The organism is Aeromonas sp. YN13HZO-058, from assembly GCF_001921245.1.
Classification (GTDB): domain Bacteria; phylum Pseudomonadota; class Gammaproteobacteria; order Enterobacterales; family Aeromonadaceae; genus Aeromonas; species Aeromonas allosaccharophila.
Genome location: NZ_MQSY01000023.1, coordinates 1 through 15,759, shown reverse-complemented (window position 1 = coordinate 15,759; position 15,759 = coordinate 1). Strand labels below are relative to the sequence as shown.

The following is a 15,759-nucleotide window of genomic DNA, read 5'->3' as shown; positions in this document are numbered from 1 at the left end:
AAAATTGCCACTTGAACAGACGTTTCAATGTTGCGATAGTGGCCTGACGTGTGAACAAATTACACCCAATCCTTCGCGCTATCGGCCCGACAGATCACAAGGAAGAGAGAGATGCAGCAGCCATTGGAACAGGCCGTCGCCGAGACGATTCTGCAACGCTTCGAGTCGTTTTACAGCCGGTTTCTCGAAATCACCCAGGGCAGCAAGAGCCGCTTCGAGAACAGTGACTGGCTGGGGGTGCAACTTGCCGGACGGGAACGGATTCGCCTCTATGACCACCATGTGGGGGCCACCGCCAGCTCCATCCGCCAGATGATGGGGGAGCACCACGCCACCCAGGCGCTGCTTAAACAGGTCAAGAGTGCCTTCAGCGATCTGCTGCCCAAGTGCGAAAACTTCGAGGTGGCGGAGTCCTTCTTCAACTCCGTCTATCGGCGGATCTTTCGCCATCGCAACATCCGTGACGAAAACCTCTATATCCACCCCTTCGTCAGCCGCGGCGAAAAACCTGACTTGAGCGCCCTGCTGCGGGTCTATCGCACCGATCTGGCCCACCTGCCACAGACCCTGAGCCAGCTTTTGGGGGATTACAGCTTCACCCTTCCCTACGAGGACAAGCAGCGGGATATTGTCGACATCCACCGCCATCTTGCCGAGAACGGCCCGCAAATCATTCATGATGAGCCGTTTGCCATCGAGCTATTGAAAGAGGTGTTCTACCGCAACAAGGGGGCCTATCTGGTGGGGCTGATCCGGGCCCGGGATCAGGTCTTCCCCTTTATCCTGCCCCTGCTCAGCACCGGTCACAGCATCTATGTGGACACGGTGATCTTCGAGCCGGATCTCGCCTCCATCGTGTTTGGTTTTGCCCGCGCCTACTTTATGGTCTATGCCCGCGAACCGGCGCTGTTTGTCGCCTTCCTGCGCCAGATCATGCCCCACAAGCCCGATTACGAGATCTACAACGCCATCGGCTGCCAGAAGCATGGCAAGACCGAGCTCTATCGCCACTACCGCCACCATCTGGCCCAGAGTCGGGATCAGTTCATCATCGCCCCCGGCATCAAGGGGATGGTGATGAGTGTGTTCACCCTCCCCTCCTACGATGTGGTGTTCAAGGTGATAAAAGACGAGTTCACTCCCCCCAAGGATGTGAGCCACGAGCAGGTGAAGGCCAAATACCGGCTGGTTAAACAGCACGATCGGGTTGGCCGCATGGCCGATACCCAGGAGTTCACCAACTTCGAGTTTCCCCTCGATCGCATCTCACCCGAGCTCCTTGCCGAACTCAAAACGGTGGCGCCCTCGGCCCTCACCATCAGCGACGACAAGCTGGTGATCAAGCACCTCTATACCGAGCGCAAGATGATCCCGCTCAACCTCTATCTGGACAAGGCGGACGAGCAGCAGACACGGCTCGCGCTGGAGGAGTACGGCAACGCCATCAAGCAGCTGGCGGCGGCCAACATCTTCCCGGGGGACATGCTGTTCAAGAACTTCGGCGTCACCCGGCACGGCCGGGTGGTGTTCTACGACTACGACGAGATCTGCTACATGACGGAGTGCAACTTCCGCCAGATCCCGCCGCCGCGCTACCCCGAGGATGAGTGGAGCGCCGAGCCCTGGTACTCGGTGGCCCCCAACGACATCTTCCCCGAGGAGTTCGCCACCTTCCTGCTGCAAAAGCCGCAGGTGCGGGAGATCATGTTGCAGCTGCACAAGGAGATGTTCGACGCCAACTACTGGAAGATGCTGCAGAGCAACATCAAGGTGGGGGTGTTCGAGGATGTCTATCCCTACCGGCGCAAGAAGCGCTTCAAATACCAGCGCGGCGGCTAAGTCCGCAGCACCCACGCACATCGCAGCAACGAAAACGGGGTGGCCAAAGCCACCCCGTTTTGCTGACCGCTGCGCGACTTAACTGCCGCGACGGCGGATCACCCCTTCTTGCATGGTGCTTGCCACCAGCATGCCATCACGGGTAAAGAATTGGCCGCGCACCAGACCGCGACCACCGCTCGCGCTCGGGCTGTCTACCACGTAGAGCAGCCAGTCGTCGAAGCGAAAATCCCGGTGGAACCACATGGAGTGATCGATGGTGGCCACCTGCATATCCGGCTCCCAGTACGACACCCCATGGGGCTGCAGGGAAGTGAGCAGGAAGTTGAAGTCGGAGGCGTAGGCCAGCAGGTATTTGTGGATCCGCAGATCATCCGGCATCTGACCATTGGCCTTGAACCAGACGTGACGCACCGGATCCTGCACCGTCGGGCGGATCGGATCGACCAACGTGACCGGGTGCATCTCGATGGGCTGCTCGCAGAGGATCTTGTCGCGCAGGGAGGCCGGGATCAGGTTCTCGTAGGGGCGCACCAGCTCCAGCTCGCTCTTGAGCTCCTCCGGTGGGGTGATGCCGGTGGGCATCTGCGCCTGATGCTCGAAGCCATCGGCCGGCACCTGAAACGAGGCGTTGAGATAGAAGATGGGCTTGCCGCCCTGAATCGCCTTGACCCGACGGGTAGAGACGGTCTGGCCGTCGCGGATATTCTCCACGTCGTAGACGATGGGACGGGTCACATCCCCCGGACGCAGGAAGTAGGAGTGAAAACTGTGAACCTGACGGCCGGTCTCGACCGTCTGCTTGGCGGCTGACAAGGCCTGCCCCATTACCTGTCCGCCAAACACGGCCCGCAGACCGAGATCCTGGCTCTGGCCCCGAAACAGGCCCTCCTCGATTTTTTCCAGCGCCAGCAACGCCAGCAGCTCATCAAGTACCTTGCTCATCGTTCACTCCTCTATCAGAGCCGCACAGGCTAACAAGCTCACCGGAGCAGAGCAACCATGGCGACGAGTCTGCGGGCGATCAGACGACAGAAACGCCACTCAACCTCTTGCCCGCCTCCCCTTTTGCAAGCGATGGGGGTCATTTGATACAAAAAAGGCCCGCACCAGATGGTGCGGGCCTTTTGCTTGGCCGACTGCGCGCTATTTGACGGCACGCAGTTCGCAACGGGTTGTCGGCTTACTTGCTGCCGGTACCGGAGTTGCGGGTAGAAGCTTGCGGCTTGCGGCGGGCGGTGGTGGCGCGAGCGCGGGGCTCTTTGCCCTGCATCTCTTTGTGACGCTGCACGGCGCGACGGATCTGGGCGGCCTGCTTGTGACGGCTGGTTTTGCCATCCTGCTGCAGATCGACCTTGGATTCGGTCTCGTTAGGCAGATGGACCAGGCCACGCAGGTAGTTCACCTCGGGGAGTTTGAGCTCCTGCCAGCCACCACGCGGGATACCGCGGTCAAGGGTCACGTCGCCGTAGCGAATACGCATCAGGCGGCTGACCTGCACTTCCTGGGATTCCCACAGGCGGCGCACTTCACGGTTGCGACCTTCGGTCAGGGTGACGTTGAACCACTGGTTCAGCCCCTCACCGCCAGCCGGTTTGATCTTGGTGAATCTGGCGGTGCCATCTTCCAGCTGTACGCCCTTGCGCAGACGCTGCAACATGGCTTCGGTGATCTCGCCAAACACGCGCACCGCGTATTCCCGCTCTACCTGATGGCTCGGGTGCATCAGACGGTTAGCCAATTCACCATCGGTGGTGAACAAGAGCAGACCGGAGGTGTTGACGTCGAGACGGCCGACCGCGATCCAGCGGGCACCGTCCATCTTGGGCAGACGATCAAACACGGTGGGACGACCTTCCGGATCGTGACGGGTACACATCTCCCCTTCCGGCTTGTGGTAAGCCAGTACGCGGCAGATCACTTCCTCTGCCCCGCGGGTCTTGACCTGGTGACCATCCACCCGGATCACGGCGTTCACTTCGACGCGATCCCCCAGTGTGGCGACCTTGCCATCCACACTGACCCGACCTGCGGTGATCAGGGCCTCCATCTCACGACGGGAGCCGTGACCCGCGCGGGCCAACACTTTTTGCAGTTTTTCACTCATCGGGGTTACCTGATTGTTGATCGCTACCCACTCGTCAGAGGGGCAACGGGGTTAACTGTAACAAACGCCGGTTGAAGCGCTCGCCACAGTTGAAAAATGTACATCTCGGTAAAATCGGCACGCTTGGGCGCCATTCACCGGGCATCGCTCTCCCCGTCCACCGCCGAGGGCAACAGGGGTTGCAGCTCAGGATCCAGCTCGGGGAGCTGCTCCAGACTCTGCAGATTAAAGTAATCCAGAAACTCTCTGGTGGTGGCGAGCAATTCGGGGCGACCCGCGACCTCTTTGTGGCCAATGCTGCGCACCCAGCCACGCTCTTTCAGGGTATTCACTATCTGGCTCGACACCGCCACCCCGCGGATCGCTTCGATCTCGGCCCGGGTGATGGGTTGGCGATAGGCGATCAGGGTCAGCGTCTCCATCACGGCGCGCGAATAACGCGGCGCCCGCTCGCTCCAGAGCCGTGAGAGCTCCTCGGCATACTCCTGACGAGCCTGAAAACGCCAGCCGGAGGCGACCTCTTTGAGCTCGACGCCCCGTTCGCTGTAATCTTGCCTGATCTCGGCCAACAGCAGCTGAACATAGCGACTGGTCACCGGATAATCGGCCAGCACGCTGCTTTTCAGCTCGCTCACATTGAGCGGACGACCGGCCACAAACAGCGCAGCTTCGATCAGGGTCTTGAGTCGTTCAGTGGGCAGCGCCACGGTTGCCCTCCTCGCTCTGCTCGGCCAATGCGAAATGCACTGTGACCCAGGGGTTCTGGCTGCAACGAAACAGACGGGATGCACGTTCAATGGGTCTGTTCACGTTGCTCATTCTCTTCTGCAGCCAATGCAAAATGGATTGGTCCCAGCGGTTCAGCCTGCAGGATCCAGATCAACTGCTCCTTGCACAGCTCCAGCAGGGCCAGAAACGTCACCAGTACCCCCATGCGCCCCTCTTCGGCGCGCAGCACCTGCTCAAGGCGCAGGGTCTGCCCCAGCGTAAGCATGGCGAGGATCTCCGCCATGCGTACCCGGGTCGGGATCTGTTCGCGGCGGATCTGGTGATGTTCGAAATGAGTCGCGCGTTTTACCACACTTTGCATGTAAAGGGCGAGCTCAACCAGCGAAACATCGGGCGCCAGTGGCTTGAGAGCGCCAAAATCGGGGGGCAAGGCGGTGGCGATAAAGATCTCCCGCTCCACCCGTGGCAGCTCGTTGAGGCGCTCGCCTCCCACCTTGTAGCGTTCGTACTCCTGCAGGCGGCGGATCAGAGTCACCCGCGGGTCTTCCCCCTCCTCCTCATCTTCCAGCTCAGGTGCCTTGGGCAGCAGCAGGCGGGATTTGATCTCCGCGAGCCAGGCCGCCATCAGCAGATACTCCGCCGCCAGCTCAAGGTTGAGCCCCTGCATCAGCTCGACGTACTCCATGTACTGGGCGGTGATCTGCAGGATCGGCAGGTTGAGGATATCGAGCTGCTGGCGCCGGATCAGATAGAGCAGCAGATCGAGCGGCCCCTCGAAGGTATCGAGGAACACCTCCAGCGCATCGGGTGGGATGAACAAGTCCTGGGGCAGCTCGTGATAGGGCTGCCCCAGTACCCGCGCGATGGGGGACGGGATGGCGTGGGGGAGAACAGACTCCCCCGCTGATTCCGCGACCGGGGCGCCCGCCTGGGGCGTGGCCGTCACGGAAACAGGGTCGGCAGACTCACTCAAACGGGGTCGGATCCCCGGCGCCGCGACGACGCAGCACCGGCTCATCGTCAGAGAAATCGACCACTGTGGTGGGCTGCTCGCCCAGATAACCGCCGTTGACCACCAGATCGATCTGCTTGCCCAGCTTGTCGAAGATCTCTTCCGGGTCGAACTCGGCCATCTCGGAGTCCGGCAGGATCAGGGTGGTGGAGAGCAGCGGCTCACCGAGCGCTTCCAGCAGCGCCTGGGCGATCTTGTTGTCCGGGATACGGATGCCGATGGTCTTCTTCTTCTCGTTCATTAGGCGGCGCGGCACTTCCTTGGTCGCCTTGAAAATGAAGGTGTAGGCGCCCGGGGTGTTGTGCTTGATCAGGCGAAACGCGCCGTTGTCGACCTTGGCGTAGGTCGCGATCTCGGAGAGATCGCGGCACACCAGGGTGAAGTCGTGGGTCGCATCGAGGCGACGGATACGGCAGATGCGCTCCAGCGCCCCCTTGTCACCCATCTGGCAACCCAGCGCATAGCCGGAGTCGGTCGGATAGACGATGACGCCACCGTTCTGGATGATCTGTACCGCCTGACCGATCAGACGGGCCTGGGGGTTTTCCGGATGTACGTAAAAATGCTGACTCATAGCTTGTTCTCGCAATGGGGGCAGCAATACCTGCCCGCTCGTATGGTCACGGGTCAAAGACCCATGACACTACCTTCACCTGTTTGTGACCACTTCGCTGGTGCCGTTAGCAGCTCGGCATGCTGCTCGGTGGTGAGCCCAAAGTGGCCGGGATAGGCCAGCCACACTATGGCCATTCCCTCTTGCCCGGTTTGTTCCCTATTTAGCTGGTGCCGTTAGCGGCTCGCCAGCAGCTCTGCATGTTGCTCGGTGGTGAGCCCAAAGTGACCGGGATAGGCCAGCCAGACCGGCATGCCTTCCTTTGGCAACCAGAGGTGGCGGCCCAGCTCGGTCCAGTTGGACGGAAAGTGAAAATCCGATCCCACCGAGATGTAAAGATCGTGCTCTTTCGCCCACTGACCCAGATTGGCCCGCTCCTGCGGGCTCTGCTGGGGCAATGACACCTCCATGGCATCGCCACCGGCCGCTTTGAAGGCCACCAGCAGCCGCTTGATCCACTTGGCGGTGAGATCGTAACGGCTGGGGTGAGCCAGCACCGCCAGCCCGCCCGCGGCATGAATGGCTGTGATGGCTTCGCTCATCTCGGGCCACTCGGCCGGGGCATACCCTTTATTGCCACGACTCAGGTACTTTTTGAATACCTTCTGCATGTTGTCGGCTACCCCGCGCGCCACCAGCACCCGGGCAAAATGGGCGCGGGTCACGGCGGCATCACCGGCCAATGCCTTGGCCTCTTCATAGGTGCCGGGGATCAGACACTTCTCCAGACGGCGCCCGATTTCCAGTGCGCGAGCCTCGCGGCGAGCCCGTTGTCCGGCCAAAAACGCCACCAGCTGCGGATTTTTTTCATCCACCCCCAGCGCCACGATATGAATTTCGTGATGCTCCCAGCCGGTGGAGATCTCGACCCCGCTCACCAGTCGCAGCGGCAACTGCTCGGTCTCGATGGTGCGGCGCACCTCATCAAGCCCGTCAAGGGTGTCGTGGTCAGTAACCGCTAACACCTCAACCTGTTTTTCAGCGGCGCGGCGCACCAGTTCGGCCGGGCTCAGCACCCCGTCGGAGGCAGTGGTATGGCAGTGAAGATCGAATCTCATCGGCTTGTTTCGCTCTTGTCTTGGGGCCCGCTTGAAAAAAAGAAGGCTAAAAAGCGACTTGACTTGGCCGCGGCTTTATCGTTTTCTGTAGGCACTTCATTGCAAACATCTTTTTACAGGACTTTATCATGCAAACGACTTCCATCCTGACCATCTGGTGGTGGCACACTCCCTGACATGCGGGCGTGTGGTCGTTGCTGTACCTGTAATCTGACAGCAAATTAAGAACCCAAAGAAAAAGCCCGCTGACCCCAGCGGGCTTTTTTATTATCCGGCAAATGGACCTGTGATGAAACCGAGAATTCAGACAAGCGCAATGACCTGGCGATGGCGACCCTACTGAAACCGCCCAAACCGACCCAATTTCCAAAGCATTTTTACGGGATTAGACGCATGAACATCGGTAAACCGCATCACACGCAAGGGAACGCACTATGACAGCCACACATCGCCTTCTTCTGGGTGAATTCGATACCCTAAAACTCAACGCCCCCTATGTGGCCGATCCGCTGGCACTCTATACCCGCCTCTGTCAGGGCCGCCCCAACAACCTGCTGCTGGAATCGGTGGAGATCGACTCCAAGGCGGGTAAACAGAGCCTGCTGCTGGTCGATGCCTGCCTGCGCATCGAGTGCCGGGGTCGTACCGTGCGGGTGCGCACCCTCAACGACAACGGCGCCCAGTTGCAGAGCCTGCTGGCCGAGCGGCTGTCTGCTGTGGTGGCTCGTTCGCTGGTAGATGGCGAGCTGCAGCTCGACTTCCCGGCCTCCGATCGGGAGCTGGACGAAGATTCCCGCCTCAAGGGGAGCAGCGTGCTGGACGTGCTGCGCACCCTGCAGCGGGAGCTCGATTGCCAGCTTGGTAAAGAGGCGCTCTTTATGGCGGGCAGCTTCGCCTACGACCTGATCGCCTCCTTCGAGGATCTGCCCGAGGTGCCGGAAGGGAGCAACAACTGCCCCGACTACTGCTTCTATGTGGCCGAGACCCTGATCACCATCGACCATATCGAACGCACCACTCAGCTGCTGGCCTGCATCTTTGGCGGTGACAGCGACGAAAGCCAGGTGGATGACAGATACACTCGCCTGACCGAACGACTCACCGACTTCAAACAGATTTGCCAGCAACCCCTTAGCGCCGAGCTGACCACCCAGCCCCTGAGCGGTGGCATGAGCGTGGACAAGAGCGACAAGCAGTTCTGCGCAGAAGTGGAGAAGCTCAAGGGCTTTATCCGCCGTGGCGACATCTTCCAGGTGGTGCCGTCCCGCTGCTTCTCCCTGCCCTGCCCCAGCCCCCTGGCCGCCTATCGCCGCCTCAAACAGACCAACCCCAGCCCCTACATGTTCTACGTGCAGGATGAGGGCTTCACCCTGTTTGGCGCCTCGCCGGAGAGCGCGGTGAAATTCTGCGCCGCCAGCCGCGACGTAGAGATGTACCCCATCGCCGGTACCCGCCGCCGCGGCTTCAACCCCGATGGCAGCATCAACCGGGATCTCGATGGCCGCATCGAACTGGAATTGCGTCAAGACGAAAAAGAGGTGGCCGAACACCTGATGCTGGTAGATCTGGGTCGCAACGACATCGCCCGCATCTCGGAGCCCGGCACCCGCTACGTCAAGGAACTGCTGAAAGTGGATCGCTACAGCCACGTGATGCATCTGGTCTCCAAGGTGGTCGGTACCTTGCGCTCAGACCTTGACGCCCTGCACGCCTATCAGGCCTGCATGAACATGGGCACCCTCACCGGCGCACCCAAGATCCGCGCCAGCGAGCTTATTCGCATGGTGGAAGGCAAGCGCCGCGGCAGCTACGGCGGCGCCGTCGGCTACATCAACGGCGCTGGCGAGATGGATACCTGCATCGTCATCCGCTCGGCGTTTGTCAAAGAGGGCGTGGCCCACGTACAGGCCGGTGCCGGGGTGGTCTATGACTCCAAGCCGCAAGCCGAAGCGGACGAAACCCGCGCCAAGGCGGCCGCCGTGCTGGCCGCCATCGCCGCCAGCCATGGCACCTCCCTGCAAGCCCTGAGCGCCCAGCAGGAGCAACATAAGGACGTGAGCCATGACTAACATCTTCCTGCTCGACAACTTCGACTCGTTTACCTACAACCTCGTCGACCAGTTTCGCTCCCTCGGCTATCCGGTGCGGATCTACCGCAACAGCCTGCCGGCCAGCCGCATCATGAGCGAGATCGCCGCCTGCGAAGGGGACGCCGTGCTGGTGCTCTCCCCAGGCCCGGGCGCCCCCCATGAAGCGGGTTGCCTGATAGACCTTATCAAGCTGGCCCGTGGTCAGGTACCCATCCTCGGTATCTGCCTCGGCCATCAGGCTCTGTGCGAAGCCTACGGCGGCACCGTCGGCGCGGCGGGCGAGATCGTCCACGGCAAGCGTTCCCTGATTGAGCACAACGGCCACGGCGCCTTCGCCGGTCTGCCGAGTCCGCTGCCGGTGGCCCGCTACCACTCACTGGTCGCCACCTATGTACCGGAAGAGCTGACGGTGATTGCCCACTATCAGGGCATGCCCATGGCCATCGAGCAGCAGGATGAGCGGGTGCTGGGCTTCCAGTTCCACCCGGAATCCATCATGACTTCGGAAGGGGCCCGCCTGCTGACCCAGGCGCTCGCCCATATCACCCGTCCAGAAAGCAGCGTGCGTTAAGGTAAGGAGACCAACATGCATCAACATCTCAACACCCTCTATCAGGGTCAGTCTCTGAGCCGTGAAAGTACCCGCGACGCCTTCGGTCAGGTGGTACGTGGCGAAGTGGACCCCATAGTGCTCGCCAGTCTCCTGACCGCTCTCAAGATCAAGGGGGAGACCCCGGAGGAGATCGCCGGCGCCGCCGAGGCCCTCTTGGCAGAAGCGCGCGACTTCCCGCGTCCGGATTACGAGTTCTGCGACATCGTCGGCACCGGTGGCGATGGCCTCAACACCATCAACGTCTCCACCACCTCGGCGCTGGTCGCCGCCGCCTGCGGCCTGAAAGTGGCAAAGCACGGCAACCGCTCGGTCTCGAGCAAGTCGGGTTCGAGCGATCTGCTGGACAAGATGGGGATCAAGCTCGACATGAGCCCGGCGCAGGCGCGTCGCTGTCTGGACGAACTCGGCATCTGCTTCCTGTTCGCTCCCCAGTACCACGCCGGGGTGCGCCACGCCATGCCGGTGCGTCAGGCCCTCAAGACCCGCACCCTGTTCAATGTGCTGGGGCCGCTTATCAACCCGGCTCGCCCCACCTATCAGCTGATGGGGGTCTATGCCCCCGAGCTGGTGCGCCCCATCGCAGAAACCCTGCTGGCACTGGGGCTGAAAACCGGTATGGTGGTTCACGGCGCCGGGCTGGATGAGATTGCCATTCACGGCCCGACCCAAGTGGCCCAGATCCGTGACGGCGAGATCCGCGAGTTTCTGCTCACCCCGGCTGACTTTGGCCTGGAGACCTATCCGGTCAGCGCCATTCAGGGTGGGGAACCGGAAGAGAACCGCGCCATCACCGCCGCCATTCTGGAAGGGCGGGGCACCCCGGCCCACAACGCCGCCATTGCCGCCAATGTGGCGCCGCTGCTGCTGATGGCGGGCAAGGCGAAGAATCTCAAGTGCGCGGCCGCCGAGGTGCTGGCGGTGCTGGCGAGTGGCAAGGCAGCTGAGCTCGCCGCCAAGTTGGCCACACTGAGCCATCAGGAGGCATGATGTCAGCCACCGCATCGCACAGCAGTCATTCAGAACGCCCGCAGGGCAAGAGCCAGTTTCGCAAGGATAACGAGATGTCAGACCTTATTGCCCCCCATGCTTTTCTGAACATGGCCTCCATCAGCCAGACCATTCTCGGCAAAATCGTGGCGGCCAAGCAGGAGTGGGTTGCCGCCCGCAAGCTGGCCCAGCCGCTGGAGAGCTTCCAGAGCGCGCTGACCCCCAGCGATCGGGATTTCGTCGGGGCGCTCAAGGCGGGCTCCACCCGCTTTATTCTGGAGTGCAAGAAGGCCTCTCCCTCCAAGGGGCTGATCCGCGATGACTTCAGCCCGGAGGCGATCGCCGACATCTATGGCAAATACGCCACCGCCATCTCGGTGCTGACCGACGAGAAGTTCTTTCAGGGGGATTTCGCCTTCCTGCCGCGAGTGCGCTGCCGCGTATCGCAGCCGGTGCTCTGCAAGGATTTCATGATTGACCCCTACCAGGTCTATCTGGCCCGCCACTATCAGGCGGACGCCATCCTGCTGATGCTCTCGGTGCTCACCGACGAGGGGTATCGCGCCCTGTTTGCGGTGGCCAAGGAGCTCGGCCTCGGCGTGCTGACCGAGGTGAGCAACGAAGAGGAGCTGACCCGCGCCATCGCACTGGGGGCGCCGGTGATTGGCATCAACAACCGAAACCTGCGCGACTTGAGCGTCGATCTCAACCGCACCAAACAGCTGGCTAAAGATATCCCGAGCGATCGGGTGGTGATCAGCGAATCCGGCATCAACCACCGCGCCCAGGTGGCAGATCTGCGCCACCACGCCAAGGGCTTTTTGGTAGGCTCATCCCTGATGGCCGAGCCGGATCTGGAGGCTGCTGTGCGCAAGCTCACTCTGGGCCAGAACAAGGTGTGCGGCCTGACCCGCGCCGAGGATGCCGCCGCCGCCCATCAGGCGGGCGCGGTGTTTGGCGGCCTTATCTTTGTTTCCAAAAGCCCGCGCTATGTCGACATCCCCGCCGCCCGCGCCGTGATGGCGGGCGCGCCGCTCTCTTACGTCGGGGTATTTCGCAACGCCCAGCCCGCCACCATCGCCAAGACGGTGGAGGCGCTCGGGCTCGCCGCGGTGCAGCTGCATGGCGATGAAGATGCCGCCTATATCGAGGGATTGCGCGCGCTGCTGCCCGCTGGCTGCCAGATCTGGAAAGCGGTCGGCGTCTCTCTTGGCAAGGAAAGCGGCGAGCCGCTGCCCGCCCTCGACTACCCGGCCGATCGCCTGCTGCTGGATACAAAAGTCGGCAGCCAGAGCGGCGGCACCGGTCAGGCGTTCGACTGGGCCATGCTGGCCAATCTCGATAAAGCCAAGCTGATGCTGGCGGGCGGCCTTAATCCCGACAACGCCCTGCAGGCGGCGCAAGTGGGCTGCCTCGGCCTTGATTTCAACTCCGGGGTAGAGAGTGCCCCGGGCCAGAAGGATGCACACAAGCTGGCGGCCGCGTTTGCCGCCCTGCGCACTCTGTAACGCAACCCTTTTTGATGTTTCGATTTAGCTAATACAAGGAAGAAGCCATGACCCTGCTCAACCCGTTTTTTGGTGAATTTGGCGGTATGTACGTACCCCAAATCCTCATCCCCGCCCTGCTCCAGCTGGAGAAAGCCTTTGTCGATGCCAAGGAAGATCCGGCCTTTATCGCCGAATTTCAGGAGCTGCTGACCGAGTATGCCGGTCGCCCGACCCCGCTCACCCTGACTCGCAATTTGACCAAGGGCACCAAGACCCGCCTCTATCTGAAGCGTGAAGACTTGCTGCACGGCGGCGCCCACAAGACCAATCAGGTACTGGGTCAGGCGCTGCTCGCCAAGCGGATGGGCAAGACCGAGATCATCGCCGAAACCGGCGCCGGTCAACATGGCGTCGCCACGGCGCTGGCCTGCGCCCTGCTCGGTCTCAAGTGCCGGGTCTATATGGGTGCCAAGGATTGCGAGCGCCAGAAGCCCAACGTCTTTCGCATGAAGCTGATGGGCGCCACCGTCATTCCGGTGCACTCCGGCTCCAGCACCCTGAAAGATGCCTGCAACGAGGCGCTGCGTGACTGGGCTGCCAACTACGAGTCGGCCCACTACCTGCTCGGCACCGCCGCCGGCCCGCACCCCTTCCCCACTATCGTGCGGGAGTTCCAGAAGATGATCGGCGAAGAGGCCAAGGCCCAGTGCTTCAAGAAAGAAGAGCGGCTGCCCGATGCGGTGATCGCCTGTGTCGGCGGCGGCTCGAACGCCATCGGCATGTTTGCCGACTTCATCGACAACAAAGAGGTGCGCCTGATCGGGGTCGAGCCGGGTGGTCACGGTATCGAGAGCGGTGAGCACGGTGCGCCGCTCGGTCACGGCAGCAAGGGGGTCTTCTTTGGCATGCACTCCTACCTGATGCAGGACAAGCAGGGGCAAATTCAGGAGTCCTACTCCGTCTCGGCGGGGCTCGACTTCCCCTCCGTCGGCCCGCAGCACGCCTATCTGGCCTCCATCGGCCGCGCCGAGTATGTCTCCATCACCGACAAGGAGGCGCTGGACGCCTTCCAGGAGCTGGCCAAATCCGAAGGCATCATCCCGGCGCTGGAGTCCTCCCACGCGCTGGCCCACGCCCTCAAGATGGCCCGCAGTGAACCGGAAAAAGAGCAGGTGCTCATCGTCAACCTCTCCGGCCGTGGTGACAAAGATATCTTCACCGTGGCAGACATCTTTGAAAAAGAAGGAACCTTGTCATGAACCGTTACGCACAACTCTTCTCCCGTCTGGATGCTGTCAATCAGGGCGCCTTTGTGCCGTTCGTGATGCTGGGTGACCCCACCCCCGAATTGTCGCTGGCCATCGTCGATGCGCTGGTCGAAGGGGGCGCCGACGCCCTCGAACTCGGCATTCCCTTCTCCGATCCGGTCGCGGACGGCCCTACCATTCAGGGCGCCGCCCTGCGGGCTTTTGCCAGCCACACCACCCCGGACGACTGCTTCGAGCTGCTCGCTCGCATCCGCGCCAAGTACCCGCAACTGCCCATTGGCCTGCTGGTTTACGCGAATCTGGTTTATGTGCGCCACATCGACGGCTTCTATGAGAAGTGCCAGCAGGCTGGCGTGGATTCGGTGCTGGTCGCCGACGTGCCGGTGCAGATGTGTGCCCCCTACAAGGCGGCCGCCGACAAGTTCGGCATCGACAGCATCTTTATCGCCCCGCCCAATGGCGATGCCGAGACCCTGAAACAGGTGGCGGAGCTGGGCAGTGGTTACACCTATCTGGTGAGCCGTGCCGGTGTGACCGGTGCCGAGACCAAGGCTGGCATGCCGGTGGATGGCCTGATCAATACCTTGCGCGAGTTCAACGCCCCGCCCGCCCTGCTCGGCTTTGGCATCAGCGAACCGGCTCAGGTGCGTGAAGCGATCGCCGCTGGCGCCGCCGGTGCCATCTCCGGCTCCGCCGTGGTGAAGATCATCGAGACCCACCACCAGAACCCGGAGCATATGCTCACTCGTCTGAAAGAGTTTGTGGAAGGGATGAAGGCCGCGACCCTGCGCTAAGCGTTCAGTCAAACGCCCACCCCCATGACAAGCAAGGGAGCCCAAGCGGGCTCCCTTTTGTTATCCACCATCCCTGGTTGGTGCCACCCTTGTAGGTCTGATTAGCGAAGCGTAATCAGACGTTCGCGGAATTGATGCTGATGCTATGGCGCGGCTTCGCCACGCAGGACACGAGGGCGCCGCCCTCGACGGGGTTTCGCCCGCCCTTCGGGCTGAGGCGAGTGACTTTGGAAAGACCCAAAGTCACCAAAGGTCTTCTCCCCCGCTTATTCGCCCGACTGACGTCGGGTACCTTCGGCTCATCCTCTTGTCCAACGGCACGCGCCGATGGGCCATCCATGGCCCAACGCCGCTCGCTCGGCGTCCTGCCTCGCGGCCTGGACAAGAGGACTCGCCCCAGCGAATAAGAGGGGGATCAAAACCGTGCCAACCTGAAGCTACCGTGCAACAGTGAACAAGCACCCTCTCCCTCCGGGAGAGGCCTGGGGTGAGGGGATTGTGTATACCCAGCCAAACAAGCAGCTCACCCACCCCCGCTTAATAACTAATTTGTTGATCCAACACAGATTCCAGCCAGAACAGGCTTCTCAACGCGCCACCCTCCCCTTAAGATAGCCAAACGACAATCCCTCTCTCGGGAGTGCACCATGACTGCGATTGTTGATACCTTGCAGGTTAAAAGCAGCGAACTGGGAGCTGTCACTCAGGGGCGGTAGCGTGGTTTTTGTAGGTTGGCGCTGAGCGTAGCGAAGCCCAACAGGCAAGTATTATTTCGCCAAACAGATCGGGATAAACAAGGATCTGACAGCTCCGTAAAACGGAATTACAGATATATCTCGCAGTAAACGTTGGGCTTCACTTCGTTCAGCACCAATCTACGACTTTTAGCTCAATATACGAGATATAATATTATTAGTACCACCTTCGCTCTAATTACTATTAGTTTCTTTGAGTAAAGTTAATGATAAATAACATACCCATCCCAAATGATTTCTTTACAACAGGAAAAGGATTGCTCGCATATTCATGGGGGATAGTCGCAAAATTAATTATTGAGTTAGAAATGGCGCATGATTATTTAGGGAAGGTGCGAACAAGTGGATCGCACCTTCACCACGAACTCTTTGTCCGCATTTGAAATGCCCATCACTCCAAAAAA

Annotated in this window: 13 protein-coding genes; 7 read left to right on the top strand and 6 right to left on the bottom strand. The window is 61.0% G+C overall.

The annotated features are described in order from the left end of the window. Positions 1-111: 111 nt before the first annotated feature. Positions 112-1,839: a bifunctional isocitrate dehydrogenase kinase/phosphatase gene (aceK, locus tag BSP75_RS05080; RefSeq protein WP_075112439.1), complete on the top strand. Its 1,728-nt coding sequence runs from the start codon at positions 112-114 to the stop codon at positions 1,837-1,839. A gap of 78 nt (positions 1,840-1,917) precedes the next feature. Here the strand turns inward: aceK and tesB are convergent, their stop codons facing one another. The 6 genes from tesB to BSP75_RS05050 form a co-directional block, all read right to left on the bottom strand. After that, on the bottom strand, positions 1,918-2,784 hold the full coding sequence (gene tesB / locus BSP75_RS05075) for an acyl-CoA thioesterase II (RefSeq protein ID WP_058053101.1): 867 nt from the start codon (positions 2,782-2,784) through the stop codon (positions 1,918-1,920). A 238-nt stretch (positions 2,785-3,022) separates the two neighbouring features. After that, complete coding sequence (gene rluB, locus BSP75_RS05070; RefSeq protein ID WP_058053102.1) at positions 3,023-3,946, bottom strand: 23S rRNA pseudouridine(2605) synthase RluB; 924 nt, start codon at positions 3,944-3,946, stop codon at positions 3,023-3,025. Positions 3,947-4,080: 134 nt separating this feature from the next. Then, a complete protein-coding gene (scpB, locus tag BSP75_RS05065) occupies positions 4,081-4,653 on the bottom strand; it encodes an SMC-Scp complex subunit ScpB (RefSeq protein WP_042060246.1) in 573 nt (190 codons plus the stop codon). A gap of 86 nt (positions 4,654-4,739) precedes the next feature. Continuing rightward, positions 4,740-5,693: a ScpA family protein gene (locus tag BSP75_RS05060; protein ID WP_075112438.1), complete on the bottom strand. Its 954-nt coding sequence runs from the start codon at positions 5,691-5,693 to the stop codon at positions 4,740-4,742. Next, entirely contained in the window at positions 5,641-6,261 is a 621-nt protein-coding gene (locus tag BSP75_RS05055) for an L-threonylcarbamoyladenylate synthase (RefSeq protein ID WP_058053104.1), read from the bottom strand. Before BSP75_RS05055 ends, BSP75_RS05060 begins: the two co-directional genes overlap by 53 nt. A 215-nt stretch (positions 6,262-6,476) precedes the next feature. Then, complete coding sequence (locus BSP75_RS05050) at positions 6,477-7,358, bottom strand: PHP domain-containing protein (protein ID WP_075112437.1); 882 nt, start codon at positions 7,356-7,358, stop codon at positions 6,477-6,479. 434 nt (positions 7,359-7,792) lie between these two features. On the opposite strand from BSP75_RS05050, the gene BSP75_RS05045 reads away from it, so the two are divergent. Genes BSP75_RS05045 through trpA form a run of 6 tightly spaced genes read left to right on the top strand, consistent with a single transcriptional unit; the run spans position 7,793 to position 14,600 of the window. Further along, positions 7,793-9,427 (top strand): anthranilate synthase component 1, encoded by a 1,635-nt coding sequence (locus tag BSP75_RS05045; RefSeq protein ID WP_075112436.1) that lies wholly within the window; start codon positions 7,793-7,795, stop codon positions 9,425-9,427. Next, complete coding sequence (locus BSP75_RS05040) at positions 9,420-10,019, top strand: aminodeoxychorismate/anthranilate synthase component II (protein ID WP_005359135.1); 600 nt, start codon at positions 9,420-9,422, stop codon at positions 10,017-10,019. Before BSP75_RS05045 ends, BSP75_RS05040 begins: the two co-directional genes overlap by 8 nt. Positions 10,020-10,034: 15 nt before the next feature. Further along, positions 10,035-11,048, top strand: a complete 1,014-nt coding sequence (gene trpD, locus BSP75_RS05035; RefSeq protein WP_075112435.1) for an anthranilate phosphoribosyltransferase — start codon at positions 10,035-10,037, stop codon at positions 11,046-11,048. Then, on the top strand, positions 11,048-12,556 hold the full coding sequence (gene trpCF, locus BSP75_RS05030) for a bifunctional indole-3-glycerol-phosphate synthase TrpC/phosphoribosylanthranilate isomerase TrpF (RefSeq protein ID WP_075112434.1): 1,509 nt from the start codon (positions 11,048-11,050) through the stop codon (positions 12,554-12,556). Before trpD ends, trpCF begins: the two co-directional genes overlap by 1 nt. Before the next feature lie 47 nt (positions 12,557-12,603). Then, positions 12,604-13,797: a tryptophan synthase subunit beta gene (trpB, locus tag BSP75_RS05025; protein ID WP_075112433.1), complete on the top strand. Its 1,194-nt coding sequence runs from the start codon at positions 12,604-12,606 to the stop codon at positions 13,795-13,797. Further along, positions 13,794-14,600 (top strand): tryptophan synthase subunit alpha, encoded by an 807-nt coding sequence (trpA, locus tag BSP75_RS05020; RefSeq protein WP_075112432.1) that lies wholly within the window; start codon positions 13,794-13,796, stop codon positions 14,598-14,600. Before trpB ends, trpA begins: the two co-directional genes overlap by 4 nt. Positions 14,601-15,759 lie beyond the last annotated feature (1,159 nt).

What these genes read in the sequence shown, in the direction of transcription:
- aceK (WP_075112439.1), top strand. Translation starts at nt 112, where the DNA reads ATGCAGCAGCCATTGGAACAGGCCGTCGCCGAGACGATTCTGCAACGC.
- tesB (WP_058053101.1), bottom strand. Translation starts at nt 2,784, where the DNA reads ATGAGCAAGGTACTTGATGAGCTGCTGGCGTTGCTGGCGCTGGAAAAA.
- rluB (WP_058053102.1), bottom strand. Translation starts at nt 3,946, where the DNA reads ATGAGTGAAAAACTGCAAAAAGTGTTGGCCCGCGCGGGTCACGGCTCC.
- BSP75_RS05060 (WP_075112438.1), bottom strand. Translation starts at nt 5,693, where the DNA reads ATGAGCCGGTGCTGCGTCGTCGCGGCGCCGGGGATCCGACCCCGTTTG.
- BSP75_RS05055 (WP_058053104.1), bottom strand. Translation starts at nt 6,261, where the DNA reads ATGAGTCAGCATTTTTACGTACATCCGGAAAACCCCCAGGCCCGTCTG.
- BSP75_RS05050 (WP_075112437.1), bottom strand. Translation starts at nt 7,358, where the DNA reads ATGAGATTCGATCTTCACTGCCATACCACTGCCTCCGACGGGGTGCTG.
- BSP75_RS05045 (WP_075112436.1), top strand. Translation starts at nt 7,793, where the DNA reads ATGACAGCCACACATCGCCTTCTTCTGGGTGAATTCGATACCCTAAAA.
- BSP75_RS05040 (WP_005359135.1), top strand. Translation starts at nt 9,420, where the DNA reads ATGACTAACATCTTCCTGCTCGACAACTTCGACTCGTTTACCTACAAC.
- trpD (WP_075112435.1), top strand. Translation starts at nt 10,035, where the DNA reads ATGCATCAACATCTCAACACCCTCTATCAGGGTCAGTCTCTGAGCCGT.
- trpCF (WP_075112434.1), top strand. Translation starts at nt 11,048, where the DNA reads ATGTCAGCCACCGCATCGCACAGCAGTCATTCAGAACGCCCGCAGGGC.
- trpB (WP_075112433.1), top strand. Translation starts at nt 12,604, where the DNA reads ATGACCCTGCTCAACCCGTTTTTTGGTGAATTTGGCGGTATGTACGTA.
- trpA (WP_075112432.1), top strand. Translation starts at nt 13,794, where the DNA reads ATGAACCGTTACGCACAACTCTTCTCCCGTCTGGATGCTGTCAATCAG.